Origin of the sequence: Psychromonas ingrahamii 37, from assembly GCF_000015285.1 — a bacterium.
GTDB lineage: Bacteria > Pseudomonadota > Gammaproteobacteria > Enterobacterales > Psychromonadaceae > Psychromonas > Psychromonas ingrahamii.
Window position 1 is genome coordinate 3,567,303 of the sequence record NC_008709.1, and the last position, 26,349, is coordinate 3,593,651.

24 protein-coding genes are annotated in these 26,349 nt (G+C 39.5%); 13 read left to right on the forward strand and 11 right to left on the reverse strand.

All coding sequences use genetic code 11. The features are described 5' to 3' along the window. Positions 1-24: 24 nt before the first annotated feature. The 9 genes from kdsC (at position 25) to mgtE (ending at position 7,410) form a co-directional block, all read left to right on the forward strand. Entirely contained in the window at positions 25-573 is a 549-nt protein-coding gene (gene kdsC / locus PING_RS14885) for a 3-deoxy-manno-octulosonate-8-phosphatase KdsC (protein WP_011771146.1), read from the forward strand. Further along, the gene (gene lptC, locus PING_RS14890) at positions 574-1,137 is read left to right on the forward strand and encodes an LPS export ABC transporter periplasmic protein LptC (protein WP_011771147.1); all 564 of its coding nucleotides are present in this window, start codon (positions 574-576) and stop codon (positions 1,135-1,137) included. It begins immediately after the preceding gene. Then, positions 1,124-1,645, forward strand: a complete 522-nt coding sequence (gene lptA / locus PING_RS14895; RefSeq protein ID WP_011771148.1) for a lipopolysaccharide transport periplasmic protein LptA — start codon at positions 1,124-1,126, stop codon at positions 1,643-1,645. The genes lptC and lptA overlap by 14 nt, the downstream gene beginning before the upstream one ends. Before the next feature lie 2 nt (positions 1,646-1,647). After that, positions 1,648-2,373 (forward strand): LPS export ABC transporter ATP-binding protein, encoded by a 726-nt coding sequence (gene lptB, locus PING_RS14900; protein WP_011771149.1) that lies wholly within the window; start codon positions 1,648-1,650, stop codon positions 2,371-2,373. 104 nt (positions 2,374-2,477) lie between these two features. Continuing rightward, a complete protein-coding gene (locus PING_RS14905) occupies positions 2,478-3,929 on the forward strand; it encodes an RNA polymerase factor sigma-54 (protein WP_041767359.1) in 1,452 nt (483 codons plus the stop codon). A gap of 92 nt (positions 3,930-4,021) precedes the next feature. Further along, positions 4,022-4,468: a PTS sugar transporter subunit IIA gene (locus PING_RS14910; RefSeq protein WP_041767361.1), complete on the forward strand. Its 447-nt coding sequence runs from the start codon at positions 4,022-4,024 to the stop codon at positions 4,466-4,468. Positions 4,469-4,801: 333 nt separating this feature from the next. Beyond that, a complete protein-coding gene (gene rapZ, locus PING_RS14915; protein WP_011771152.1) occupies positions 4,802-5,650 on the forward strand; it encodes an RNase adapter RapZ in 849 nt (282 codons plus the stop codon). Between the two features lie 105 nt (positions 5,651-5,755). Next, entirely contained in the window at positions 5,756-6,034 is a 279-nt protein-coding gene (locus PING_RS14920) for an HPr family phosphocarrier protein (protein WP_011771153.1), read from the forward strand. 14 nt (positions 6,035-6,048) lie between these two features. Next, complete coding sequence (gene mgtE / locus PING_RS14925; protein ID WP_011771154.1) at positions 6,049-7,410, forward strand: magnesium transporter; 1,362 nt, start codon at positions 6,049-6,051, stop codon at positions 7,408-7,410. 184 nt (positions 7,411-7,594) lie between these two features. On the opposite strand, the gene PING_RS14930 is transcribed toward mgtE, so the two are convergent. The 4 genes from PING_RS14930 to htpX all read right to left on the reverse strand — a co-directional run bounded on the left by PING_RS14930 (position 7,595) and on the right by htpX (position 13,734). Beyond that, on the reverse strand, positions 7,595-7,966 hold the full coding sequence (locus tag PING_RS14930; protein ID WP_011771155.1) for a YacL family protein: 372 nt from the start codon (positions 7,964-7,966) through the stop codon (positions 7,595-7,597). A gap of 551 nt (positions 7,967-8,517) precedes the next feature. Next, positions 8,518-9,354 (reverse strand): winged helix-turn-helix domain-containing protein, encoded by an 837-nt coding sequence (locus tag PING_RS14935; protein ID WP_041766545.1) that lies wholly within the window; start codon positions 9,352-9,354, stop codon positions 8,518-8,520. A 320-nt stretch (positions 9,355-9,674) separates the two neighbouring features. Beyond that, entirely contained in the window at positions 9,675-12,275 is a 2,601-nt protein-coding gene (acnB, locus tag PING_RS14940) for a bifunctional aconitate hydratase 2/2-methylisocitrate dehydratase (RefSeq protein WP_011771157.1), read from the reverse strand. A gap of 607 nt (positions 12,276-12,882) precedes the next feature. Continuing rightward, the gene (htpX, locus tag PING_RS14945) at positions 12,883-13,734 is read right to left on the reverse strand and encodes a protease HtpX (protein WP_011771158.1); all 852 of its coding nucleotides are present in this window, start codon (positions 13,732-13,734) and stop codon (positions 12,883-12,885) included. A gap of 775 nt (positions 13,735-14,509) precedes the next feature. On the opposite strand from htpX, the gene PING_RS14950 reads away from it, so the two are divergent. Further along, entirely contained in the window at positions 14,510-15,187 is a 678-nt protein-coding gene (locus PING_RS14950) for a haloacid dehalogenase type II (protein WP_011771159.1), read from the forward strand. A 281-nt stretch (positions 15,188-15,468) separates the two neighbouring features. After that, a complete protein-coding gene (gene yghU, locus PING_RS14955; protein WP_011771160.1) occupies positions 15,469-16,326 on the forward strand; it encodes a glutathione-dependent disulfide-bond oxidoreductase in 858 nt (285 codons plus the stop codon). Between the two features lie 124 nt (positions 16,327-16,450). Here the strand turns inward: yghU and PING_RS14960 are convergent, their stop codons facing one another. Next, the gene (locus PING_RS14960) at positions 16,451-17,041 is read right to left on the reverse strand and encodes a TetR/AcrR family transcriptional regulator (RefSeq protein WP_011771161.1); all 591 of its coding nucleotides are present in this window, start codon (positions 17,039-17,041) and stop codon (positions 16,451-16,453) included. A 221-nt stretch (positions 17,042-17,262) separates the two neighbouring features. On the opposite strand from PING_RS14960, the gene PING_RS14965 reads away from it, so the two are divergent. Continuing rightward, the gene (locus PING_RS14965) at positions 17,263-17,466 is read left to right on the forward strand and encodes a hypothetical protein (protein WP_041766547.1); all 204 of its coding nucleotides are present in this window, start codon (positions 17,263-17,265) and stop codon (positions 17,464-17,466) included. Positions 17,467-17,577: 111 nt separating this feature from the next. On the opposite strand, the gene PING_RS14970 is transcribed toward PING_RS14965, so the two are convergent. The 6 genes from PING_RS14970 to PING_RS14995 all read right to left on the reverse strand — a co-directional run bounded on the left by PING_RS14970 (position 17,578) and on the right by PING_RS14995 (position 24,712). Further along, the gene (locus PING_RS14970; RefSeq protein ID WP_011771162.1) at positions 17,578-18,000 is read right to left on the reverse strand and encodes a GFA family protein; all 423 of its coding nucleotides are present in this window, start codon (positions 17,998-18,000) and stop codon (positions 17,578-17,580) included. Between the two features lie 889 nt (positions 18,001-18,889). Continuing rightward, positions 18,890-20,080 carry an NO-inducible flavohemoprotein gene (gene hmpA / locus PING_RS14975; protein ID WP_011771163.1) on the reverse strand — a complete coding sequence of 397 codons (1,191 nt, stop codon included), beginning with the start codon at positions 20,078-20,080 and terminating at the stop codon, positions 18,890-18,892. Between the two features lie 276 nt (positions 20,081-20,356). Continuing rightward, the gene (locus PING_RS14980) at positions 20,357-20,740 is read right to left on the reverse strand and encodes a DUF302 domain-containing protein (RefSeq protein ID WP_011771164.1); all 384 of its coding nucleotides are present in this window, start codon (positions 20,738-20,740) and stop codon (positions 20,357-20,359) included. Between the two features lie 367 nt (positions 20,741-21,107). After that, complete coding sequence (locus tag PING_RS14985) at positions 21,108-21,674, reverse strand: hypothetical protein (RefSeq protein WP_011771165.1); 567 nt, start codon at positions 21,672-21,674, stop codon at positions 21,108-21,110. A 246-nt stretch (positions 21,675-21,920) separates the two neighbouring features. Further along, positions 21,921-23,609, reverse strand: a complete 1,689-nt coding sequence (locus PING_RS14990; protein WP_011771166.1) for a glycoside hydrolase family 13 protein — start codon at positions 23,607-23,609, stop codon at positions 21,921-21,923. Between the two features lie 59 nt (positions 23,610-23,668). Next, positions 23,669-24,712, reverse strand: coding sequence for a LacI family DNA-binding transcriptional regulator (locus PING_RS14995; RefSeq protein ID WP_041766550.1), 1,044 nt, complete (start codon positions 24,710-24,712; stop codon positions 23,669-23,671). 257 nt (positions 24,713-24,969) lie between these two features. Here PING_RS14995 and PING_RS15005 point away from each other — a divergent pair, with 257 nt between their 5' ends. Then, entirely contained in the window at positions 24,970-26,328 is a 1,359-nt protein-coding gene (locus PING_RS15005) for an ABC transporter substrate-binding protein (RefSeq protein ID WP_011771168.1), read from the forward strand. The last annotated feature ends 21 nt before the right edge of the window (positions 26,329-26,349 follow it).

Below are 26,349 nucleotides of genomic sequence, written 5' to 3' on the forward strand. Positions count from 1 at the left end.
ATTATTAATCAACTGAGAATTTTAATGATCACAACACCTTATGGTAAAATTAGCGTCGAAAATTACCACCGCGCCGCAAAGATAAAATTACTTATTTGCGATGTTGATGGTGTCTTTTCTGATGGTAGAATTTATTTAGGCAATCACGGCGAAGAGTTAAAAGCCTTTCATACTAAAGACGGATTCGGGATCAAAGCTATTATCAAGATGGGCGTTAATGTCGCGATTATCACCGGCCGTCAATCGGTCATTGTTGAAAAGAGAATGCAGGCCTTGGGTGTCCCTTTTATATTTCAGGGCAAAGAAGATAAATTAAGCATTTACCAATCTTTATTAACCAAGCTTAGTTTAACGCCTGATCAGGTTGCTTATATTGGTGATGACGTGGTTGATCTGCCTATTATCGAAGATTGTGGTTTGGGTGTCGCAGTACAGGATGCGCATCCTCTTGTCTTAAAAGGGGCAAACCTTGTCACCCAAATAAAAGGGGGCTATGGCGCAGTACGCGAAGTCTGTGATCTTTTTTTGCAGTGCCATAACCAACTATATATTACCCAAGGCAAAAGTGAATAAATGAATAAGCGCCAGAGTATCCCATTTGTTTTATTATTAGCCGCTTTATTGATTTGGTTATTTTTCAAACAGGAAGCTGTTTTACCTTCGTTGTCAGTCCATCACCCTAGTTATATTGCGACGGATATCAATAGTACTCATTTTAATAAAACAGGTTTTTTGGATTATAAAATATTTGCAGATAAAGCCACCAACTTTAATGAAGATGAGTTGACTAATTTTAAAAAACCTAAAGTGATTGTTTATACACATAATGACCAAACAGATACGACCACAATTTGGCAAATAACCAGCGCAGTAGGTGCTCTTTATCAACAAGATAAACTAGTGCTTTCGAAAAATGTATTAGTCAAAAATCTCAGTTTAGATCAACTTGTACAAACGATAAAGACGGAACAACTCACTCTTTTTCTAGATAAAAAGGAGTTAAGCAGTGACTTATTAGTCACTTTGGAAGGCCCTCAGATTCATCAGCAGGGTGTTGGCATGTGGGCTTCTCTTGTCACTGAAGAGGTCATTATAAAAGATCAAATAAAAGCGGTATACTTCAATGAAAATAAATAAATTAAGCTTAATCATCAGTACACTCCTTATCTCTTTTGCAAGTATTGCGCTGGAGTCCGACTTCACTCAGCCCATTCACGTCAGTTCTGTGAGCCAGCACGTGACGATGAAAAATGATCGGGTTGTATTTCAAGATGATGTATTACTAACCCAAGGTACTATTAAATTAACTGCTGACAAACTGACCGTTATTCAAGGAAAACAATCTAATCAAGAGATCATGATTGCAGAAGGTAGCGTAGCCACTTTTTACCAAACCCAAGAAGATGGAAAACCCATCGATGCAGAGGCAAATGTTATTCGTTACGATGTGGCTAAGGCCCAAGTAACGCTTACTGGCAATGCCCAGGTTAAACAACTTAAGAGCCAAATAAATGGTTCAAAAATTATTTATTTTATGGAAACAGAAGAACTAACCGTGAGCAACGATGGCAAAGAAACACGTGTAACAACAGTTTTTTTACCCGCTCAGTTTGAGAAAAAAAGTACTGTGGGGAAAGAAGAATAAAAATGGCAGAGTTAATCGCGCAAGGTTTAGTAAAAAGTTATAAAGGCAGAACCGTTGTAAACGGTGTCGATTTAACGGTAAAAACGGGTGAAATCGTCGGTTTACTTGGCCCAAATGGAGCAGGTAAAACAACCTCTTTTTACATGGTGGTCGGACTCGTAAAACAGGATGAAGGAAGTATCTGCATTGACGGAGAAGATATTTCCCATCATCCTATGCATATCAGAGCTCAAAAGGGTATCGGTTACCTTCCTCAGGAAGCGTCCATCTTTCGCCGTTTAACGGTCTCCGAAAATATTATGGGTATTTTGCAAACGCGTAAAGAGTTAAACAATACCCAACGTGAAGAAAAGCTCAATACATTACTCGATGAATTTCATATCTCTCATATTCGTAATAATAAAGGGATGAGCCTTTCCGGCGGGGAGCGACGCCGGGTTGAAATCGCGCGAGCACTGGCAACCGAACCTAAATTTATTCTCTTAGATGAGCCTTTCGCCGGCGTAGATCCTATTTCAGTGATTGATATCAAGACTATTATCCAACACCTAAGGAATCGTGGTTTGGGTGTCTTAATAACCGATCACAATGTTCGAGAAACATTAGATGTCTGCCAGCATTCCTATATCGTTAGTCACGGTGAAATTATTGCAGTAGGTAATCAAGATGAAATATTAGCCAATGCCCAGGTAAAACAGGTCTATCTGGGAGAAGAATTTAAATTATAAAAGACTTATACAGGGTATATAAAAAGCTATTTTTTAAACCAAATTCCGCATTAATAATAACTCAATAACTTATATAATCAGCCAGATTCAGGGGGAATGTTTTGATAAAACAAGGTTTGCATTTAAAGATGGGGCAGCAACTTGCAATGACCCCACAATTGCAGCAAGCAATCAAATTGCTACAACTCTCTACACTGGATTTACAGCAGGAAATTCAGAATATTCTCGACTCAAACCCGCTATTAGAACAAGAAGATAACAACGGTACGCAGGAAGTCATCGCAAAGCAGGATAGCAGTCAGATTGATACTTCTGAAGCAATAACCCAGCAAGAGTTCTCTAATGATTTACCCGCTGAAAATAACTGGGAAGAATCTTATTCTGAATATTCAAGCAGCTCCACAACTTCTCCCTCATCCTCTTCAAGTTATGAAGGCGAGGACAGTATTTACCAGGGAGAATCTTCAACCTCTTTACAAGATCATTTAATTTGGCAAATGCAACTGACCCCATTTTCCGATACGGATCTTGTCATAGCCGCTGCCCTCATTGACTCGATAGATGAGTCTGGCTATTTAACCGCGAGTTGTGAATCAATTTTGGAAAGCTTAATCACTGAAGCTGATGATATTGAATTAGATGAAGTACTGGTTGTCCTAAAACGCATTCAACATTTTGATCCAATCGGTGTTGCTGCTCGTTCAACTCAGGAGTGTTTACAAATCCAACTGCGACATCTACCGGAACAAACACCATGGCGCAGTGAAGCGTTAACAATACTTGCTCATCACATGGATTTACTGGGTAACCGGGATTACCGTACTCTGGCAAGAAAAAGTAAATTAAAAGAGTTTGAATTAGCAGAGGTATTGCATTTAATTCAAACGCTTGAACCCAGACCTGGAAACCAAATCGAAAATAGCCAACCCCAATATATTGTGCCCGATGTTTATGTCAAAAAAATTGCAGGTCAATGGCGTGTATCGCTCCACCCAGATTCAGATGCTAAGCTTTCCATAAATCAAACATATGCAAATTTATGTAAAGGTAATATTAGTAAAGCTGATTCTCAGTTTATTAAAGGTCATTTACAAGAAGCAAGATGGTTTATTAAAAGCCTGGAAAGCCGTAACGAAACCTTATTAAAAGTCTCTCATTGTATTGTGCGCCAACAACAAGCATTCTTCGAATATGGGGAAGAATCAATGAAACCCATGGTGCTTAATGATGTTGCGTTAGAGGTAGATATGCATGAATCGACCATTTCCCGGGTCACGACACAAAAATTCATGCATACCTCAAGAGGTATTTTTGAATTGAAGTTTTTCTTTTCCAGCCATGTTGCGACAGAAAGTGGAGGAGAATGCTCCTCAACGGCAATTAAGGCATTAATCAAAAAATTAATCTCTGCAGAGGTCAGCAGCAAACCTTTAAGTGATAATAAAATAGCACTGTTACTTGAACACCAGGGTATTAAAGTGGCGCGCCGTACTATCACAAAATATCGGGAATTATTGGGGATTTCATCATCAAGCCAACGAAAAATGCTGCTCTGATTTTATAAAGATCAAGAAAACCATATTTGTTGATGATCATTCATAGCGCAAGTGCTAACATCGCGCAAATTTTTGTAATAGCTAAATCAAATATGAATATTTCAAGCTTATTAAATAAAGAATCTGTTTTTGCCAAAACTGCTTGTACAAGCAAAAAATGCGCATTAGAAAAAATTAGCCATATTGCGGGTGAAAAATTAAATATAGATCCGCAAATATTATTTAATCGTTTAATTGCGCGTGAAAAAATCGGCTCTACGGGTGTTGGAACGGGTATTGCGATTCCACACGTAAAAATAGATAGCGCTTTACCCGCTACAGCTGTTTTTATACAATGTGAATCAGCAATAGATTACGATGCATACGATGGTAATAAAGTTGACATACTCTTTGCCATTTTTGTACCGGAAGATCGTTGTAAACAGTATTTGTCTGCTCTTTCTGAAATCAGTCAAAAACTATTGGATAAACAATTTTTACGTCGACTAAGAAATGCGAAAAATAACGAAATGTTATGTCTGTTGCTAGAAATTAAATAATGGCAGTATTTGTCTGCGCTGTCTGAAATACGTCAACTAAGAAATGCGCAAAGCAACAAAATATTATCTCTATTGCTAGCAGTTAAATAATTGCGGTAATGGCAGTATTTGTCTGCGCTGTCTGAAATCAGTCATAAACTTTTACGTCAACTAAGAAATGCGCAAAGCAACAAAATATTATGTCTGTTGCTAGCAGTTAAATAATTGCAATAATGGCAGTATTTGTCTGCGCTATCTGAAATCAGTCATAAACTTTTACGTCAACTAAGAAATGCGCAAAGCAACAAAATATTATGTCTGTTGCTAGCAGTTAAGTAATAACAAGGGGGTACAATGAAATTAATCGTTATCAGCGGGCGCTCCGGTTCAGGAAAAACCATTGCACTTCATGTGTTGGAAGATTTAGGCTATAACTGTATCGATGGTGTGCCATTCCAGTTACTTGCGCAATTAATCGATACTGTAGACCCTAAAAATAATAAAGTTGCGATTAGTTTAGATATTCGTAATTTACCCACCGATGCCAGCCAAATCCAGACGCTGCTGTCGTCATTACAACAAAAAGTTGAGGTAGAGATTATCTACCTTGATGCCATTAGCGCTGAATTAATTCGCCGCTACAGTGAAACAAGGCGTTTACACCCTTTATCTAAAAACAAACTGTCTCTCTCTCAAGCTCTCGAATTAGAAAATGAATTGCTGGAGCCGATCCACAAAAGGGCTGCACTGTCGATCGACACAACTACCCTTTCTATCCATAATTTAAATGAACGTCTTAAAATTCATTTACAGGGGTCGACTAAAAGTAACTTATTGATCATCTTCCAATCTTTTGGTTTTAAAAATATCCACCCTGATGATGCCGATTATATTTTTGATGTGCGTTTTTTACCCAACCCGCATTGGGAGCCCACTTTACAAAAATACACGGGTAAAGATCAACCTGTAAAAGCATTTCTTAATGGTCATCTTGTGGTAAAACAAACGATTAACCAAATTGAAAACCTTTTCCATTCATGGTTGCCGTACCTTGAAGAAAATAATCGTAATTATGTGACCATAGCCATTGGCTGTACGGGCGGAAAACACCGCTCTGTCTATGTAGCAGAACAGCTTGCTGCTCAGTTTAAACAAAAATATCAGGTTCAAATTGAGCATAAAGGATTAAAGGATCAGCTGTAATCACACAAACTATTACTATCCCAAATAAATTAGGCTTGCATACACGCGCTACAATCAAGAATATCAGGTTCAAATTGAGCATAAGGGGCTAAAGGAGCACCTGTAATGAGCACCATCACACAAACTATTACCATCCAAAATAAATTAGGCTTGCATACACGCGCTACAATCAAACTTGTTGAGTTAGTTGCGTCTTTTGATGCTACTATCATAATCAAACATCAAGGCAAACAAGCCGATGCCAGTAGTGTCCTTGGGTTGTTAGTATTAGAGACTTGTTATGGTCAAGAAATTGAAATACTAGCAGAAGGAAGTGAAGCGGAGCGGGCCATGCTTGCTGTTACCAGACTGATAGAAAATAAGTTTTTAGAAGAAAATGAATAATATAAGGTCATGTCATGCTGGAAAATAGCGATGCTCAAAATACCCAAGAAAGATTCAATGAAATAGATAAAGCCCTCGAAAGTGGTATGTTCGTATTAGCTCGTAGTATTCTTGACAAAATGCACGCCTGTGATGTGGCTTTACTGCTTGAATCATCCCCCCCTACCAAGCGTAAAATATTATGGAGTTTGACAGATCATGATGAACAGGGGGAAATACTCGACGAATTAAATGAAGATGCACAGGACAGCATCATCGCATTAATGGATGCAACCAATATAGTATCCGCCACAGAAGGTATGGATATCGATGATCTCGCGTCTATTTTGCGGGGTATTCCAGATAGCCTATACCAAGAGGTATTGGATACTATGGATGCGCAGGATAGACACCGTGTAGAGCAGGCGCTTTCCTATCCAGAAGAGACCGCAGGTTCTATGATGAATACCGATACTATTACACTGCGCGCAGATGTATCGGTTGATGTCGTATTACGCTATTTACGCCTGAAAGGTGAATTGCCGGACGCAACAGACACGCTGTATGTGGTTAATAAAGAAGACCAATTGATTGGCGATGTTCCCCTATCCACCTTATTAACCGTTGATCCTTCTCTTTCTATAGAGCAGGTCATGAATAGCAAAACAGAAATGCTCGAAGTCGGAATGGATGACGGTGAAATTGCCAAGTTATTTGAACGGTATGATTTGATTTCCGCTCCTGTTGTGGATGAAAATAAACACCTTTTAGGCCGTATTACCATTGATGATGTAGTTGATATTATCCGCGAAGAGGCTGAGCACACAATGATGGGTATGGCCGGTATGGACGATGATGAAGATACCTATGCGCCCGTTCTCTCAAGCGCTAAACGACGCACTGTTTGGCTGGCTCTAAATCTTGTTGCCGCCTTTATTGCTGCCTCAGTATCAAATATGTTTGAAGCCACCTTAGAGCAGATGGCAACCCTTGCTGTATTAATGACAATAGTCCCTAGTATGGGTGGGATTGCAGGGAATCAAACACTTGCATTGGTTATTCGCGGACTGGCGGTTGGTCATATAGGCAAAACAAATGCCCGTTGGTTAATTGGCAAAGAAGCCGCAATCGGCTTAATTAATGGTATGATTTGGGCGACCTTAGTCGCGACTGCGGTAACCCTGTGGAAGGGCGATATCACTGTTGGTTACATTATTGCCGGGGCGATGTTTATCAATTTATCTGTGGCTGGCATTGCAGGTGTCACTATACCGCTGATTATGCATAAATATAAAATTGATCCCGCTCTCGCTGGTGGAATGGCCCTCACCACCCTGACCGATGTGATTGGCCTGTTTTCGTTCTTGGGTATGGCAACCTTAGTCTTAAAAGTATAATTTTATTGGCTGTGTAAAAATGCTGACCATGATTTGCTTTAATGACTTCATACAATCATCTAGTCTTAAAAGTATCATTTTATTGGCTGTGTAAAAATGATAACCATAATTTGCTTTAATGAATTCATAAAATCATCTAAATCATCTAAATCATCTAAATCATAATAGTATTAAAAGTATAATTTTATTGGCTGTGTAAAAATTCTGACCATGATTCGATGAAGTTCTTAAAATCATCGAATCCACAGGATGCTTCAATCTCCAAGTCATAAAATGATAAGTCTCCTTCTAAATCAACCTCATCAAAATCATTTAACAAACTATGATTAATAACTTGAGCTTCGTCATTATTGAGTAACAACGAAAACTCGCTGCCGACTAATTTAAAATCAGTCACCACGCGCTTTTGCACCGCTGAAATATTAACTAACAGCGCTTCGACCCAAGGGATAGACTGCCCCTCCTGCTCTAACCAAGTGGCAAAAGCTTCATGATCCATCGATAACTTTACAGTCGCCTGGTCACTAAAAAAATCTTTTCTAAATTCAAATTCCATACTTTATTTCAAACCTATAGGTTATACCAAATCCATTCATTTTCTGTTTATTTATACAGCTTAAAACACATCCTGGTGAGATATAAAACGATGTTTTAGTCTCTGTTGTTAATTTCACAATTAGAACAAACATCTCACTAGTTAGGGTAAATCAACTTGCGTGAAAAATAAACCTTGCCAGCATCAGAGGTCAGCCAATAAAACGAGTTAATAAAAACCATAACCATTGCGCAGGATAACAAGGCATGAGTTGCATATTTCCAACAAACGCATGGAATATACTTTAACTGACCACTACATAATGAAAAACAGGGTATTTTGAATAAAATCCGCAACGCAGACAGTATTAATTTTAAGTAGAAAAAAAGGCTCATCTTTTTAGTTAATAGCAAAAGAGATAATATTTTAATCTCAATTAAAAGTTAATAATGATGCCTGTTTTTCAATCTAGTCACTTAACTATTTCTTTCACTATAATTTTCTATCATATTAAAAATGACAAAAAAAAAGCTCCAACGTTGCCGTGGGAGCTTTAATGCAATCAACGAATATTAATCGTTAACCGCAACCTTAGGTTGAACAAAATCGCTTAGTACATCGGTTGGTACAAGTTCATAAGCAGCTTGAGGTTTTAAAATAACATTGGCTTTATTAGCAACCATTAACATCTGTTTTAAACGCTGACTGTCGAATGGTTTAAGCAATAAGCCCTGAATGTCTAACAAACTATTTAACCCTAACAATTCACGTTGGACATCAAAGTGAGAGGTTAAAATACTGATATCAGCAGCAGCAGAGGTTTTTCCTGTACGAACATCTTTGATTAACTTGATGCCCGTATTATCGACAAGTAGAGAGTCCACAATAATCAAATCAAAATCTTGAAGTGCAACAGAACGCTCTGCATCAAGACTTGTTGCAACACACTCTACATAAGACACTTGTAGTGTGTTTAATTGCTCAATTAACAGATTTCGCTCAGAGGTTTCGGTCTCAACAACCAATACTTTCATGTTTTTAACAGAATGTGCATTCCCTTCGGCTCTTGCCATGGGAGCAACCTGATTTTCTGAAAGGCCAATACCATCCATACGCGCAATATAACCACGCTTGGGAATAGTCGAAATATTTAATCCGTGCAGGACTAAGGTACCGATACTTTTACGCAGTTGAGAGATATGCTGGTTAATTGTATGATCCGTCACTAATCTACCCCATACATGTTGGGCAAGATCTTCTCGAGTGACCACTTTATTCACATTTTTACACAAAAAATGCAAAAGAGATGTACGCAAAGGACCGAGGTAAACTTTTCGGTTTGTGTGGATTAAGCTGTTTTGACTTGTGTCGATAAGAAACTCACCAACTACTAAATTTTTTTCTAACATAGGAATACTCATTCTCTTTATTGAATTTGGGTTTCACACCAACCTTTCATCATCCTATCAGTAAAGCCTATGCGCAACGCTGTGAAAGTTTTAACAAGCGAACTGCTAAACTTTGAGCCAACCATGTTAGCAAATTAAAACAAAAAAACAACTCTTATTTGTATTACTAAAGACATTAAAAAATATTCTGAGTATTTATACTCATTATAATTATTATAATTATTATAAATGAATAATATATTTACCATCATAAAAAAAGCCCCTCAACGAATAACCAGAAGAGAGGCCTAATTTTTTAAGTTATAAAAAAATAATACTTGTTAGCTGGCAGCTTTCACCGGAATAATACTATTTGCTTTATCCATATAACTTTTTATTTGATCAAAGTTCAGGTAACGGTAGGTATCTGCGGCAGTCGCATTCAAGGATTGAGCATACTTCATATATTGATCAACCGTTGGCAGTTTCCCTTCGATAGCGGCAACTGCAGCGAGTTCAGCTGAACTCAGGTACACATTAGCATTATTACCTAAACGGTTAGGGAAGTTACGTGTTGAAGTTGAAACCACAGTGGTATTATCACCCACTCGCGCTTGATTACCCATACAAAGAGAGCAACCCGGCATTTCAGTTCGTGCACCCACTTTACCAAAGATGCCATAATAACCTTCATCAGAAAGTTGCGCAGCATCCATTTTTGTTGGTGGGGCAATCCATAACTTGGTCGGTAATTGACCAGGGAATTGTTGGAGCAAATTACCTGCTGCACGGAAATGACCTATATTGGTCATGCAAGAACCAATGAAGACTTCATCAATTGATTGGCCAGCAACCTCTGACAGTAATTTCACATCATCGGGATCATTTGGACAAGCTAAAAGAGGCTCTTTAACATCGTTCAGATTAATCTCAATAATAGCGGCATATTCTGCATCTTCATCCGCTTCCATTAACTCAGGCTTTGCAATCCAGGCTTCCATCTCTTCAATACGACGAGAAATAGTACGAACATCACCATAACCTTCGGCTATCATCCACTTAAGCATCACAATGTTAGAGTTTAAGTATTCAATAATAGGTTCTTTATCAAGCTTGATCGAACAACCCGCAGCACTACGCTCTGCTGAGGCATCTGATAATTCAAATGCTTGCTCAACTTTAAGTTTTGGTAACCCTTCAATCTCTAAAGTACGGCCAGAGAACACATTTACTTTGCCCGCTTTTTCAACCGTTAAGTGGCCCTCTTTTATCGCCTGGTGGGGAATTGCATTCACTAAATCACGTAATGTAATGCCTGGCTGCATTTCGCCTTTAAAACGCACCAACACAGATTCTGGCATATCCAACGGCATAACACCTGTCGCTGCAGCAAATGCCACTAAGCCTGAACCGGCTGGGAAAGAGATGCCGATCGGGAAACGTGTATGAGAATCACCACCTGTTCCTACCGTATCCGGTAATAACATACGATTTAACCACGAGTGGATAATACCGTCACCAGGGCGCAGAGAAACACCACCACGATTTCGGATGAAATCAGGCAGAGTGTGATGCGTAATAACATCAATGGGTTTAGGGTATGCACCCGTATGGCAGAATGATTGCATAACCAAATCAGCGGAGAAACCTAAGCAGGCAAGATCTTTGAGCTCATCACGTGTCATTGGGCCTGTTGTATCTTGCGATCCAACACTGGTCATTTTAGGCTCACAATATTGACCTGCTCGTACGCCTTCAGTACCACAAGCTTTACCGACCATTTTTTGTGCCAGCGTATAACCTTTTGTTGAAGGTTTAACTTCAACTGGCAATTGAAAGACAGTCGATGTTTCAAGCCCTAAAGATTTACGCGCACGATCTGTTAAACCACGACCGATAATAAGTGGAATTCGTCCACCGGCACGTACTTCATCAAGAATAATATTTGTTTTTAATTGAAATTCAGTAATAACTTCACCGGTAGCGTTGTTTTTAACAACTCCTTGATGAGGATATATATCAATCACATCACCGGTATTTAATTTACTGACATCCATCTCAATAGGTAATGCGCCTGAATCTTCCATCGTATTAAAGAAAATAGGGGCTATTTTATTACCAATACACACACCACCAGCACGTTTATTAGGTACAAATGGAACATCGTTACCCATAAACCATAAAACTGAATTAGTTGCAGATTTACGCGAAGAGCCGGTACCGACAACGTCACCAACATAAACTAACGGGTGACCTTTATCTTTCAGTGCATTAATTTGTTTAACCGGTCCAACGACACCTTCCTCGTCAGCAACAATGCCTTCTCGTGAAAGTTTTAACATCGCTAAAGCGTGTAATGGAATATCGGGACGAGACCAGGCATCGGGGGCTGGAGACAAATCATCAGTATTTGTCTCCCCAGACACTTTAAATACACTCATGGTCATTTTTTCTGCAACAGCAGGTTTCTTTAAAAACCATTTTGCATCAGCCCATGCCTGTATTATTTCCTGTGCAAAAACGTTACCCGCTTTCGCTTTTTCTTCAACGTCATAGAAAGCGTCGAACATCAATAATGTATGGGAAAGAGCTGTGACGGCTAACGGCGCAAGCTTTTCATTATCAAGTTGGCTAATCAACGGTTGAATATTGTAACCACCCTGCATCGTACCCAACAGCTTAACAGCATGCTCACGAGAGATAATGGGAGAAATGGTTTCAGCAGATGCAATGGCAGACAAAAACCCAGCTTTAACATAGGCAGCTTCATCAACACCAGGAGGAATACGGTTTTCTAAAAGATCAACCAAAAAGGCTTCTTCGCCCTGTGGTGGAGTTTTTAACAATTCAACTAATGCCGCAGTTTGTTCAGCATTCAAAGGTTGTGGGACTATGCCTTGCTCGGCACGTTCAGCGATATGTTTACGATAAGCTTCTAGCACAATAGTAACCTCTTGTTGCAGCGAAATAATTCGCGTTATTGGAATCGTTTGATATAAGTTTGATATAAAAATTTCCCAAAAATTATACCGCATCAGCAGGACAAATAATATAAAACCCGCAAGCTAGTATAGAGTAAGTTACAAAAATGTTAACACAACCCTTGATGTGAAAATTTATTTCACATCAAACAGGCTGATACCTGCGCGCCATCCCCATCACAGGAGAGTAAGTACGGCTCCTGTCTCAAGTATTTTTTATAAATGCAGATAGAATTGATTTTAACCTACACTTATTATTTAAATCTAAAGAATATAAAATGAGTAGATTTTGTATATAAGGTTGCCGCGCGCCGCGGCTTTTGGAAGGTGAGTTATTTCTTTACTGTTTTTAAAAATAAAACCGATCATACTCTTCAGTGTCAAAGACTTAAATTCACATGATTAATTTCTGATACAAATTTTTTGAAAATAAGATTATCCATAAAAATACGCACTTACTTAGGTCCGAATACACGAGAGTATCGGATAAGCAATCATCAATCAGATCATCTGCTTCTGCCTGTTATGGTGCACATAACACCAGCGATTGTGCAGTGATGCGACCGCCCTACGCTTGCCTTTGTAAAGCCTTAATTCTTTTTTCAAGCGGGGGATGACTCATCAGCAGCTCAGAAAACGCTTGCTTACCACTGATACCAAAGGCAACTAACTGACCATTAAGCTGACTTTCGAGTTTATTTCTTTGTAAGCGCTTTAAGGCATTGATCATTTTTTCTCTACCCGCTAAATTCGCACCGCCAGCATCGGCACGGAATTCACGATAACGGGAAAACCACATCACTATGATGCTGGCCAACATACCGAATATTATCTGAAACGCCATAACCGTCATAAAGTAGAAAAACTGATTGTCACTGCCCCTGCTTACCGCCCGTGCGACTATCCGCGCAAAGAAAAATACAAAGGTATTCATTACCCCCTGAAGCAAGGTCATAGTAACCATATCACCGTTAGCGATATGGCTCATTTCATGTCCGAGCACAGCTTCTGCTTCGTCTGCCGTCATATTGCCCAATAAACCGCTGCTCACCGCCACCAGGGCATTATTTTTATTCATACCAGTCGCAAAGGCATTAATGTCAGGAGAGTCATAGATAGCGACTTCCGGCATGCCGACACCTGCTTTTACAGCCTGTCTTTTAACGGTCTTTAATAACCACTCCTCCTGTGCATTACGCGGCTCCTCTATTACATAAGCACCCACACTTCGTTTTGCAATCCACTTGGATATCGCCAAAGAAATAAAAGAGCCCCCCAAACCAAATACAGCAGAAATCATTAACAGCCCGCCTGTATCTTGCAGATGAATCCCCATCAATGGTAATACAATATTAAGAACAATACCGAGTACAATAAGTATTGCAAAGTTGGTCGCAATAAACAGCAAGATGCGTTTCATAAACTCTCCCAGTCATATTTCAAAGGTTCAACAACAGATACCATCAAAGCTTAGATTGCTTCACTATCTAGAGCAATCTGCAATGCTATCAAAACAGTTTAAATATAGACGAATCTTCGCCAAAGGTTTAATACCACTTTAATAAGTAACAACCCGGCAAAAAGCCTAACTGATCACTTTTTTATAAGACAAAGCTTTGTCAATAGGCTAGCTTATTAACCCTGGTGGATAATTGGCTTGAATGCTTATCGGCGTAAAAGAATCGATTATTAACAATAAATCAGGCACAACTGAAGCCGTACTTATAACATTGCGCGAAATGCTGCCACACCGATGGGTGCACAGCTCAATCGATTATGATTAATCCGTCAGGGTCATTGTTTTTCTATAATATTAAAATCTCAATAAGGCGGGAGCACCTTGAATAAAGGAACTCTATTTCTGGCGCAGATCGTACTTTTTTCATTAGCAGAAATGATCCTATTTTATTTTCACACTCCCCTAATCCAATAAAGATTACGCTCTATTAAGAGAAAACGGGGCAATTGGCAGGCAGTGAATTATCCAAATCTGCACCGCTGGTTCGCCAATATTAAAAACTTTCCAGCGGTGGCGCGCCCGTAAAAATAGTTTTTATCTCGTGACGAGCATAGTTTTCACTCAAGCTCCTAGCCAATAAGCGCTTATTAGCGTTAATCTTCCCCTAGACAGAACGCTCTTAATTCCTCAACAAGAGGTAATTCAAGACCACTAATCACAATTTCAGGAGATAAAAATGTCAGTGATACTTGCTTTTGATGTCTATGGAACATTAATTAATACACATGGAATAGTGACTATTTTAGAAAAATGGTTAGGTAAAAATGCACAGGCTTTCTCTCAGACTTGGCGAGATAAACAACTGGAATACTCTTTCCGCAGGGGATTAATGCAGAATTACCAAAGCTTTGCAGTTTGCACCCGTCATGCTTTGGACTATACCTGTAATTTCTATCGGGTTTCACTTTCAAAAGAGCAGAAGCAAGCGTTGATGGACGGTTATAAAACCCTGCCAGCCTTTGATGATGCAGCAAATGCGTTAGCGCAATTAAAGGGTGCCGGCTTTAAACTTTATGCCTTTTCTAATGGCACTAAAGAAGCCGTTGAAGAGCTGCTTACCGGTGCAGGAATAAGGGCGTTTTTCGATGGAATTGTCAGTTGCGATGATCTTAAATCATTTAAACCTAATCCAGCTGTCTACTGCCATTTTTTACGAGAATCAGGTGCTAAACACAACCAGGCATGGCTAATATCAAGCAATCCCTTTGATGTAATTGGCGCAATATCAACAGGGATGCTGTCTGCATGGGTACAGCGTTCTCAGGATGCCATTTTTGATCCCTGGGATGTTGATCCAACGGCGATTATTACAAGCCTTAAAGAGCTTAAAGGCGTGCTACCCAAGCCGGACTAAAACACAGAATCCAGCTTTTGATACTTGTGCCGGGCTCTGCCTCTAATACCATCTAATTTCACATTTATTGCCAAATAGGCGAATTTTTAGCCTCTCGCATATTTGTAACAACATTGAATTCGCGCCCCTGTAATGACGCCGACCTTAAGATTAAATTATTGAACACATGTTCAATAATGACTTGATCAATGAATTTTAACCAGTTAGCATGAAGGAATATGAACGAATGTTCAATTGATTCTTTACAATATAAAATACAACTAGTTGTATGAGGAGATACTATGGAAAGGGAATACACTCCAGCAAAGGTTTGGACCCATAACAGTGAAAACGGGGGTACTTGGGCAAAGATAAACCGCCCAATATCAGGGGCAACACATGATAAAGCCCTTCCTGTCGGCGTTCACCCTTTGCAGCTTTATTCTATGGGAACACCCAATGGTCAGAAAGTCACTATTATGCTTGAAGAACTTCTGGCTTTAGGTATTTCAGAGGCTGAGTATGATGCTCATCTTATTGACATTAGTGAAGGGCAACAATTCTCTTCCGGTTTTGTAGCAATTAATCCAAATTCTAAAATTCCAGCCTTATTGGATAGTTCCACCGATAAACCCGTTCCCTTGTTCGAGTCTGGTTCAATCCTCCTGTATCTAGCTGAAAAGTTTGGGTGTCTTTTACCAGAAAAACTTGAAGAACGCGCCAATGTATTCAACTGGTTATTTTGGTTACAAGGCGCTTCACCTTATTTAGGCGGTGGGTTTGGTCATTTTTATGCTTATGCACCAGAGAAATTAGAGTATCCCATTGACCGTTTTACTATGGAAGTTAAACGTCAGCTTGATCTGCTCGACAAACAATTAGCTGAAAAGCATTTTATCGCAGGTGATCAATACAGTATTGCAGATATCGCTATCTGGCCATGGTATGGAAACTTAGTATTAGGCAAGCTCTATGGCGCAGCCGAATTTTTGGATGTTAATAGCTACAAAAATGTTCAGCGCTGGGCAAAAGAAATAGCACAGCGCCCGGCAGTACAGCGCGGAAGAATAGTAAACCGCACCTGGGGAGAACCTTGGGAGCAGGTTAGCGAACGCCACAATGCATCTGACATAAACGATGCGCTCAATCAAAAAAGCTAGAAAGTCAGCAGATCTTTACATGCTATTGTAAAGATCTGCTAAATTTTTCCCTATTTTGATTATTAAGAAGTATAAACATTAGATAAGACTGCCCGTTTTAACTGCTATCATATGGATCAGAAAATTATCCGCGAACCATGCTGCTGTCAAAAACATCATCAATAAGGGCTTCAATAGTCTGGGCATTATCATTAGCACTCGCATAGGTGCGTAACCCCATTATCTGAATTTGCAGATATTGAGCCAGATGGTTTGGATCTTTAGAGACACTTATTTCCCCCTGTTCAATCGCTTCTTTGAAGATTACTGCAAATTCGCTTTCTATCAGGCTCAGTAATCGTTTAGTTTCCAACAACAGTTCGGCATTTTCAACGGTCAGTTCAGCAACTGATTTAACCAGCATGCACATACCGCTAGGGACTGATTTACCCGTGTCCATAAGGATACTTTTAACAAAAGTTCTCAGTGCTTCAAGGGGTGATAAAGATGCTTTTTTGCAGGCCGAAAGATGAGAAAAACTGACTTGTGCGTAGTGTTGCAACGCTTCTTTAAATAAATTTTCTTTGTTTCCAAAGGTCGCATAGATACTGCCTGGCCGCATATCAACCACATCTTGCAGGTTGCGCATGGATGTTCCATGAAAACCTTTTTCCCAATATAGCTTGGTGGCTTTGTCAACAACATCAGCGCGATCAAATTTTGCTGATTTACTCATAACGTACTACTCCTCTAAAACAAAGCCATGAACGGACGTTCAATTATAACCTGAGCAGGCTTGTAATTCCATGTTAATTTTTTTTAGGCGGCAACAAATGACTACTCAGTTAATGGCTGCAAAAATGCACACAAAAGGTTAACAGGTCCTGACATACGGAGATCTCAAGTTTTTATGTTTTATATTTTATATTTTATGCTGCAGGTTATAAGCAAAGAAAATTGCTGGAAGTCGTACTGGCTATATCACAGAAAGTGATCAGTCACTATCTTAGCCACCTAGCTGAAATGCCCGTTGATAGGGCATTTGAGGAGTATAACAATTTTGTCGGGCAGAAAAAAATCGCTTATAATATCGAAAAAACCCTTTTAGCATCGCTGACCTGCCTACTAGCGAAACTGGGTGGCAGCAAAGCGATTGATTAAATAACAGGCCAGTAAGCTGGCAACAATACCAACGGACGATATAAACCAATCCATAACTGCGGAATCATCAGCACTAACTGCCCGGAGCAATGGTACAAAACAGCTACATAGTTAAGGCTGCTTATCAAAGATTTTCACATCGTTAGGAATTTTATACCAATCTTGTTTTTCACTTACCCAAATATGAGCGGTAGGATTGATGATTCTTGTATCAGATAAGGTACTTGGTTTGAGTTTTATTTTTTCGGGTTCACTGGGATTAAAATGGTATATTCTATTTCCGCAAGAAGGACAGAATTTCGCGGTGCTAGTATTACCGCTATCGACTACCCGGCTCCACTCACTCATTTTTCCTTTGAATTTTACACTATCTGAATGAACCATTGCGGTAATACTAAATGCACTCGTAGATAATTTTTGGCATGCTTTGCAATGACAAGCGACAATCATTGTTGGCGGCTCTAAAAGTTCATAGGTGACATTGCCACATTGACATGCCCCTTTAATCGGATATTCAATCTCTTTCACTATCATCTCCTAACAGGTAAAAAAAGCTAACGAGGCTGTAGAATTTATCCTTTTCAGCCTGCTTATTTAAAACAAAAACCACCCTAATTTACATTGCTTTGCTATTCAATTAATTATTCTAACATTCCGCTAATACTGAGACAGAGAAATCATTAAACTCGATCATCAAGTTGATTCGGTTGCTATTCAATTAATTATTCTAACATTCCGCTAATACTGAGACAGAGAAATCATTAAACTCAATCATCAAGTTGATTGAGTTGCTATTCAATTAATTATTCTAACATTCCGCTAATACTGAGACAGAGAAATCATTAAACTCGATCATCAAGTTGATTGAGTTGCTATTCAATTAATTATTCTAACATTCCGCTAATACTGAGACAGAGACAGAGAAATCATTAAACTCGATCATCAAGTTGATTGAGTTGCTATTCAATTAATTATTCTAACATTCCGCTAATACTGAGACAGAGACAGAGAAATCATTAAACTCGATCATCAAGTTGATTGAGTTGCTATTCAATTAATTATTCTAACATTCCGCTAATATTGGGACAGAGAAATCATTAAACTCGATCATAAAGTTGATTTAAATGCTGTAATCATGGATAGGCGTAATATGCGACAAAAGGTTAGATGTGAGCGGTTAATATTTTTTATCAGAAAAGGGTTAAAAACAGGCTAATTATGCGCAATTGTTGGCATGAAAATCTTTATTGCACCTATGACAGGAGAATATATACAACAGCTTATGCAGTGAAGACATAAGCTGTTTAGATTTTAATCAGGAGGAATACTTTAATTTTCTGCAGTGACACATGCTAAGTAAATGCGCCCATCTTCTATACAAAAGTACGATGCAAAAGGGCTATGCAGAAAAATGAGCGGGCCTTTATTCCGCCAGTGCTTTAGACGCACCAAATACTTCATAGAAGATATTTTCATCCGCTACTTGTAACGTTTTTAACTGTTTATAGACGGCTTTCATCATGGCAAGCGGGCCGCAAAGGTAAAATTCGGCACTGTTCAGCGGTAAATCTGATTTTAATAGTTCCAGATTAATAAGCCCCTGATAATGATTATCTGCCGGCTCAGCGGGTGCCTGCTCATAAAAAACATGCGTTGTTACCTGCTCCGTATCAGTTATATTATTGTGCATCTCTTTATAAGCATGATGTTCGCTGTTCAGCGCGCCGTGAACAAAATGAACCTCCCGGGAGCCGCCCGATACTAAGGTTTCAAGCATCGCCTGCATCGGAGTAATGCCCACACCGCCGCTTATCAGCACCACTGGATTGCTGCTTTCCTGTAAATAAAACTCGCCAAAGGGATTACTCAGATTCAGCGTATCGCCAACATTGACACTGTCATGCAGGTAGTTTGAAATCAGTCCCTCACCATGCGGACTCTGCTCTTTTTTTACCGAGATTCGGTAGCTGTTTTTATTATAGGCACTTGACAGACTGTATTGACGAATTTGATGGTTTTCAGCCCCCGCTGGCTGCATATGAACGGCGATATACTGACCGGGAACAAAGTCAGAAATGGCCAAACCGTCATTCGGTTTTAAGTAAAACGAGGTGATCAAAGGCGTTTCCATGACTTTATTCACGAGAGTAAATTCCCGCGTGCCCCTCCAGCCGCCCTGCTGCTCTGATTTCTGATCGTAGAGTGCCTGTTCTCGATTAATGAAAACATCAGCTAAAATACCGTAACCTTTTGCCCAGGCATCAATTACTGACTGCGGAGGCTGTAGAATTTCGTCAATCGCCTGTAATAATGCGCTGCCGACTAAAGGATAATGTTCACTTTTAATGCCCAAGCTGGCGTGCTTTTGCGCAATACGCTCGACATCGCCTAAGATCACTTCAAGATTATCGACATATTTTGCAAATGCATAAACAGCCGTTGCTAACGCGGCTTTCTGACTACCACTTTTCTGATTGGTCATATTGAATATATGACTTAATTCCGGGTGAGACTGAAATAGAATCTGATAAAACCGCCCGGTAATATCTTCTCCGTATTGTGCGAGTGCCGGTGCGCTGTCTTTAATTATATTAATTTCAGTTTGCGTTAACATGTCAACTCCTTAATATGCATTTAAAATACTTCTTTTTATTTAAGAGGCATCTTAAATGCATATTTAAAAAGATGCAAATAAAACCCAAATAAAACCTTTGGTATTTAAAGAGTATTTTAAGTGTATTTGCCTGAATCAGCGATAAATGCGCACAGTTAAACCGCGGGAGGTGAACGGCTTTTTTGTTGGATTATTTTTACCGGAACAGTATGGTGAGTTAAAATAAGAACAGGTGCCGCGCAGCGACACCTTATTATAATCTGTGCTTGCGGGTATTTATTTCGCCTCGTCAACCATCTGTATGGTCTTTTCCTCAACCTCTTTGGCGATTTGCACTAAGGCTGCATCCTTTGAGAGTGCCGCCAGCATTTGCTCGGGCTTAATAAGGCCAATCTTAGTTTTACCTTTCTCGGTAAAAACCGATATACGACATGGCAAGGCCATGTTTAGGCGCATATCGACAGACATAACTTTTGCAGCCTGCCCCGGATTACAGACCTCAAAAACTTTGCACTGCTCATCAAATGAAATACCTTTACCACGCAGGGTCTCCCCTAAGTCGTGGACATACAACACCCCAAAGTTGTGCCGTTTAACGGCTGCATCAAGATCTGCTGATGCTTGTTCGAATGATTTACTGGTTTCAACTATATAGTACATAAGTCATCTCCATCTTTATGGTTACACATAATAAGGCGGTCGAATGCTTCATTCTAAGCCTGTTTTTTTGAAAATAAAAACCACCCTAATTTACATTTGTTTACTATTCAAGGTCTGTTCTGTTTTTAATAAAGACAAATTTAGGGACACACAAACTTTTTATAAACAAACAGTCCAACTTGATTAGCACTTTACTTTACTTTTTTTTAAGCAATGAATTCCTTAATCAAGCGGCAAACATAAACTCAAAACCACCTCAAAGTCATTGACAGTCAAAATTAAACACCTGCCCCTCATTGCCTTTTTTATAAAAACTTATTTTTATTCAATAGGATAATTCAGTCATGGTGCGCATTATCAGGTATATTCAATGATGCTTATCATGAGGATTTTTGCCTGTTGCCATTGCCCAATGATGCTGCTGATGGTGTGTACCATATGCCATTAAACCTATATAACCAAGACCTCTAATTTTATCTGAATCTTTTGGATCCCCTGAAGTGGTCATCAAAATATACTGGTCATTATCTTTTACCACTTTCATGATCCATCCTGTATCACGTTTTAGCTGATTCGGGTGTGCCGCAAAAATCCTCTCCAGTGCTTTTTTTGCCCTATTTGTAGTGGGTCTTATAGTAGCCTTCAATCCATTTTTTATTGGTTCTTGGGAAATAACGTCAATATTAAAGGTCATATCATTCATATCTAGCAAGTGTTGTCTAAGCGCTTCCAGATTAACTTTATTCCAAGCCGTATTAGGGTCTCTATTTAGCTTTAAAATAACTTCCTGAATCGTTCCAAAAGCCTCATTCCCACCCTCAGTCAGCATTACATCATTATGACTATGATTCGTCATCCCTGTGTGTGCGTCTGCTGCGAAAACAATATTGAACTGAAAAAATAGTATCGAAAAAACAAATATTCTGAGTTTCATTACATCTCCTTTATTTAAAATAAAAACCACCCTAATTTACATTTATTGACTATTCAAGTTATGCACTTATTATTTGAATCTAAGAGATCTACAGGCAGAGTTATTTAATCTTAGGGTTTAATGCGGTCTATTCCACTCATTTAAAATTGCGGCAAATTCATTGATCAAATAAACCATAACGCGGATAGAAAACGCTATGGTTTTTTCTGTGTAATTATTAACAAATCTGGTCTTTATTTCTGTTTGTTATTTGTCTGAAATATCCAGGATCAGTGCCTGATAAGGAGCAAGGCTTAATGATGAAAGTGCTCGCGGATTATTTTGATAATTGTTTAATATAAGCTGTTTAATTTCCCCGTTATAATGTCGAGTTAAGCTCTGCTGGGTAAAGTTACAGATGATTAATAAGGTTTTACCATTATAGCTGCGCTGATAGGCATAAACATCAGCATCATCTTGATCAAGCAGTTGATATTGACCATAAGTAATGACCTCACCATAGAGCGCAGATTTTCGCAGGGCAATAAGCTTGCGATAATAATGAAAGATTGAATTTTCATCTTCTCTTTCGGCCTGCGCATTCACTACGGCTTGATTATTATTAAGCGCCAGCCAGGGGGTGCCGGTGGTAAATCCGGCATTAATACCGTTATCCCATTGCATCGGCAAACGGGCATGATCACGGGAAAAGTAGTTAAGAAAATCGATAGCCTGTTGCGCGCTGCGACCACTGGCTAATATTTTTTGATAATGAAATTTTGCCATCAGATCATTAAATTGACTGATATCGGTAAAGATTTTATTGGTCATGCCAATCTCTTCACCTTGATAGACATAGGGTGTGCCACTCATCATATGGGTAAGAGTACCTAGCATTTTCGCGCTGATACTGCGATATTCTTTACAGTCGCTGCCAAAGCGGGAAACCGTTCTGGGCTGATCGTGATTGCTCCAATATAAGCTGTTCCAGCCCTTCTGATAGAGATCATTCTGCCAGCGTGTCATGATCTCTTTATATTCAACAAGATCAAAAGGTTTGCGCACAGCGTTGTGCTCTTCTCTGTCGATGCTCATGTGTTCAAAATGAAAAATCATACTGACTTCATGTCTGTCCGGATGTGAGTAATAACGGCCGTCTAAGGTAGTAGTAAAAGGCGTTTCTGCAACGGTCATAACATCGTAGTGGGACAAGACTTTTTCATCAATTTCACGCAGGTATTGATGGCATAATAGGTTATTTGCCCAATGCTCCCAACCGGCAACACCTTCATCAAAAATGGTCGCATCGGGAAAGTCAGAGGGTTTGCCAATCATATTGATAACATCCATGCGAAAGCCACCAATGCCTTTTTTTAGCCAAAAATGTAAAACGTCATGAATTGCTGCACGTACCTCCGGATTTGCCCAGTTTAAATCGGGCTGCTTTTTACTGAACAAATGTAAATAGTATTGCTTGCTCGCAGCATCTAATTCCCAGGCTTTCGGGGTAAAAAAGGATTCCCAGTTATTGGGCTCACTGCCGTCGGGTTTAGGATCTTTCCAGATATACCAATCCCGTTTTGGATTATCTAAGCTGCTTTTAGATTCAACAAACCAGGGGTGCTCATCGGAGGTATGATTGACCACCAGATCCATTAAAATTTTAATGTCGCGTTTTTTAGCTTCCACAATCAATAATTCCATGTCGTCCATGGTGCCGTATTCTGGCGCAATTTTATAATAATCAGAAATATCGTAGCCATTATCATCCATGGGTGACTGGTTTACCGGGCTTAACCAGATAATATTAGCGCCCAATGCCTGAATATGATCCAGTTTATTGATAATGCCCTGAATATCGCCCAGACCATCACCGTTGCTGTCATTAAAGCTGCGTGGATAAATTTGGTAGACCACACAGTTATGCCACCATCTTTTTGTTATTGCGCCCTTCATACTGCTGTTCCTTATATTAATGAATCATTGGATAAAATAATTGGTTATTATCTGTCTGGTTATGCACTTTTATTAATAATTAACTCAGTTAGCAGGGTAACTGATTCGCTTTTGCGAATGCCGAGGCAGACCTCTGCCGCGATATTGCCTTTTTCTTTAATAGGTTGGCCTACCGTAGTAATCCCCTGCTCAAGTGCACTGGCTATACCATCAAAGCCGACAATCTGTAACTTACCAGGCACTGCAATATTAAGCTCAGAGGCCACGTGTAAAGCGGCAATGGCGATTTTATCACTCATGCAGAGCAGTAAATTAATGGGCTCAGAGGCTGTTAATATGCCGCGAATAATAGTTTGGATCATGCGATCATCATAGGGTTCTATTTGCCAGATAGCATCATTTTCAATGGCAATATCAGCGTCATTTAATGCCTCTTTATAGCCTTCTAATCGACAGCGACTAATAGACTCAATGGGTGAAAATAACGCCAGATCACCAATAGATTGCGAATCGCTATTCTGGGTCAGATGCAGCCCTAAAATAACCGGATGAACACTGCTAGCTTGAGTATGATCAATGGCATATTTAGCGATCGAATAGGCGGCTTCATGGTTATTAATATTAATGGACGGATAGTTTTTATATTTAAAATCCACCGTAATAATGGGTTTATTTTGTAACTCCAGACGTTTTAATATTTTACTGCTTTTCGGTTGACCATAAACAATAAAAGCATCCGCCAGACTATCACTTTGATTAACAAGATAACGGTCTGCATCAGAGGCGAGCAGCAGCATATTGACATGCTGTTTATCAAATACCTCAGCAACGGCGCTTAAAAATTGATTGGCCACCGGGTTCATTAATGACTCCGAGAGATCATCGGATAAGACAATACCATAGACCCCCGTTTTACCCGTGCGCAGGCTTCTTGCCGCCATACTTGGCCCTAAATAACCAATCTCTTCGCAGTATTTTAATATTTTATTACGCAGCAACTTTGAGAGCTGAGCCGGTTTATTAAAGGCGTTAGAAATCGTCGCCGGAGAGACGTCCAGTTGCTGAGAAATATTTTTTAATGTGTGTTTTTGTGGAATTTTCACTCGGATGCCCCTTATATTGCCACCCAGTCTAAATCGTTTTAGTAAATTGTTCATATACTATAAAGCTAAATTTATAAATTAAGTGATAACCATCACCAAAAAAGTGCACAATTTATACAAAAAAGAGGTTTTGCACACATTATCCATACAATTAGCTATATTTATTAACATTTCTGTCTATTATCAGCGCCTGATAGTTTCTATCTTAAATGATTTAGTAAATGTTCCTTTTTTGTTGAAAACGGAGTTAAATAAAGATGAAAAACAAGATACTCAATAGCGCGATTGCTCTGGCAATTCTTACCTCTTCATCCGCTTTTGCAGATGATTTAAAATTCCAACCCGGTGAAGACAACACCTTTAACTGGGCAAGTTATGAGCAATTTAAAAAAGACGTTAACTTAAAAGGACAAAAACTAACTATTAAAGGACCATGGCTAGGGGCGGATAAAGATCTCGCCGAAAGTGTGATTGCTTATTTTGAAGCGGCAACGGGTGCTGACGTAGAATATGCAGGATCAGATTCTTTTGAACAACAAATTGTGATTGATGTTCAGGCAGGCAGCGCACCTAATATTGCTATTTTCCCACAACCCGGCTTAGCCGCTGACCTTGCATCAAAAGGGTTTTTATCACCACTCAGTGCTGATACGGAAAAATGGGTGAAAGAAAATTATGCAGCAGGATCATCATGGGTCGATCTGGGTACTTTTACCGATAAAAAAGGCAATAAAAATTTATTTGGTTTCTTTTATAAAGTTGATTTGAAATCACTGGTTTGGTTTATCCCTGAAAATTTTGAAGATGCAGGCTATGAAATCCCCAAAACGATGGAAGAATTAAAAGGATTAACCAAGCAGATTGTTGCCGATGGCGGAACGCCTTGGTGTATTGGTCTGGGAAGCGGCGCTGCAACAGGTTGGCCAGCAACCGATTGGGTTGAAGATTTAATGTTAAGAACGCAGTCACCCGAGGATTATGATCGCTGGGTAAGCAATGATTTGAAATTTAACGATCCTAAAGTTGTGCAGGCCATTGAAGAGTTTGGTTGGTTTGCCGGTAATGATAAATTTGTTGATGGTGGCGCCCGTGCTGTCGCCACCTCTGATTTCCGTGAAAGTCCGCTTGGTCTGTTTAGCTCTCCTGCTAAATGTTATATGCACAGACAAGCCTCGTTTATTCCAAGCTTCTTCCCTGAAGGAACAAAACTGGGTCTCGATGCCGACTTCTTTTACTTCCCAGCTTATGCGTCTAAAGATCTGGGTAAACCGGTCTTAGGTGCAGGTACTATGTGGGGCATCACCGATGACTCAAAAGCAGCGCAAGCCTTTATTGCCTTCCTGCAAACACCTATCGCCCATGAAATTTGGATGGCGCAATCAGGTTTCTTAACACCTTATAAAGGGGTTAATATCAACGCCTATGGTAATGATACACTGAAAAAACAGGGTAAGATTTTACTGGATGCAACCACCTTCCGTTTTGACGGCTCAGACTTAATGCCCGGCAAAATTGGTGCAGGTGCATTCTGGACCGGTATGGTTGATTACACGGGTGGTAAATCAGCGCAAGAAGTAGGTAACAACATTCAAGCAACGTGGGATGCGCTTAAATAAAAGCTCCCCTCATAAGCCGGT

Bases quoted from the DNA above. Each gene is read 5' to 3' on its own strand.
- PING_RS14910 (WP_041767361.1), top strand. From the start codon at position 4,022: ATGAATATTTCAAGCTTATTAAATAAAGAATCTGTTTTTGCCAAAACT.
- yghU (WP_011771160.1), top strand. From the start codon at position 15,469: ATGGAAAGGGAATACACTCCAGCAAAGGTTTGGACCCATAACAGTGAA.
- lptB (WP_011771149.1), top strand. From the start codon at position 1,648: ATGGCAGAGTTAATCGCGCAAGGTTTAGTAAAAAGTTATAAAGGCAGA.
- PING_RS14920 (WP_011771153.1), top strand. From the start codon at position 5,756: ATGAGCACCATCACACAAACTATTACCATCCAAAATAAATTAGGCTTG.
- PING_RS14980 (WP_011771164.1), bottom strand. From the start codon at position 20,740: ATGTACTATATAGTTGAAACCAGTAAATCATTCGAACAAGCATCAGCA.
- PING_RS14950 (WP_011771159.1), top strand. From the start codon at position 14,510: ATGTCAGTGATACTTGCTTTTGATGTCTATGGAACATTAATTAATACA.
- mgtE (WP_011771154.1), top strand. From the start codon at position 6,049: ATGCTGGAAAATAGCGATGCTCAAAATACCCAAGAAAGATTCAATGAA.
- kdsC (WP_011771146.1), top strand. From the start codon at position 25: ATGATCACAACACCTTATGGTAAAATTAGCGTCGAAAATTACCACCGC.
- PING_RS14935 (WP_041766545.1), bottom strand. From the start codon at position 9,354: ATGTTAGAAAAAAATTTAGTAGTTGGTGAGTTTCTTATCGACACAAGT.
- PING_RS14960 (WP_011771161.1), bottom strand. From the start codon at position 17,041: ATGAGTAAATCAGCAAAATTTGATCGCGCTGATGTTGTTGACAAAGCC.
- lptA (WP_011771148.1), top strand. From the start codon at position 1,124: ATGAAAATAAATAAATTAAGCTTAATCATCAGTACACTCCTTATCTCT.
- lptC (WP_011771147.1), top strand. From the start codon at position 574: ATGAATAAGCGCCAGAGTATCCCATTTGTTTTATTATTAGCCGCTTTA.
- PING_RS14970 (WP_011771162.1), bottom strand. From the start codon at position 18,000: ATGATAGTGAAAGAGATTGAATATCCGATTAAAGGGGCATGTCAATGT.
- rapZ (WP_011771152.1), top strand. From the start codon at position 4,802: ATGAAATTAATCGTTATCAGCGGGCGCTCCGGTTCAGGAAAAACCATT.
- PING_RS15005 (WP_011771168.1), top strand. From the start codon at position 24,970: ATGAAAAACAAGATACTCAATAGCGCGATTGCTCTGGCAATTCTTACC.
- PING_RS14930 (WP_011771155.1), bottom strand. From the start codon at position 7,966: ATGGAATTTGAATTTAGAAAAGATTTTTTTAGTGACCAGGCGACTGTA.
- hmpA (WP_011771163.1), bottom strand. From the start codon at position 20,080: ATGTTAACGCAAACTGAAATTAATATAATTAAAGACAGCGCACCGGCA.
- htpX (WP_011771158.1), bottom strand. From the start codon at position 13,734: ATGAAACGCATCTTGCTGTTTATTGCGACCAACTTTGCAATACTTATT.
- PING_RS14985 (WP_011771165.1), bottom strand. From the start codon at position 21,674: ATGAAACTCAGAATATTTGTTTTTTCGATACTATTTTTTCAGTTCAAT.
- PING_RS14990 (WP_011771166.1), bottom strand. From the start codon at position 23,609: ATGAAGGGCGCAATAACAAAAAGATGGTGGCATAACTGTGTGGTCTAC.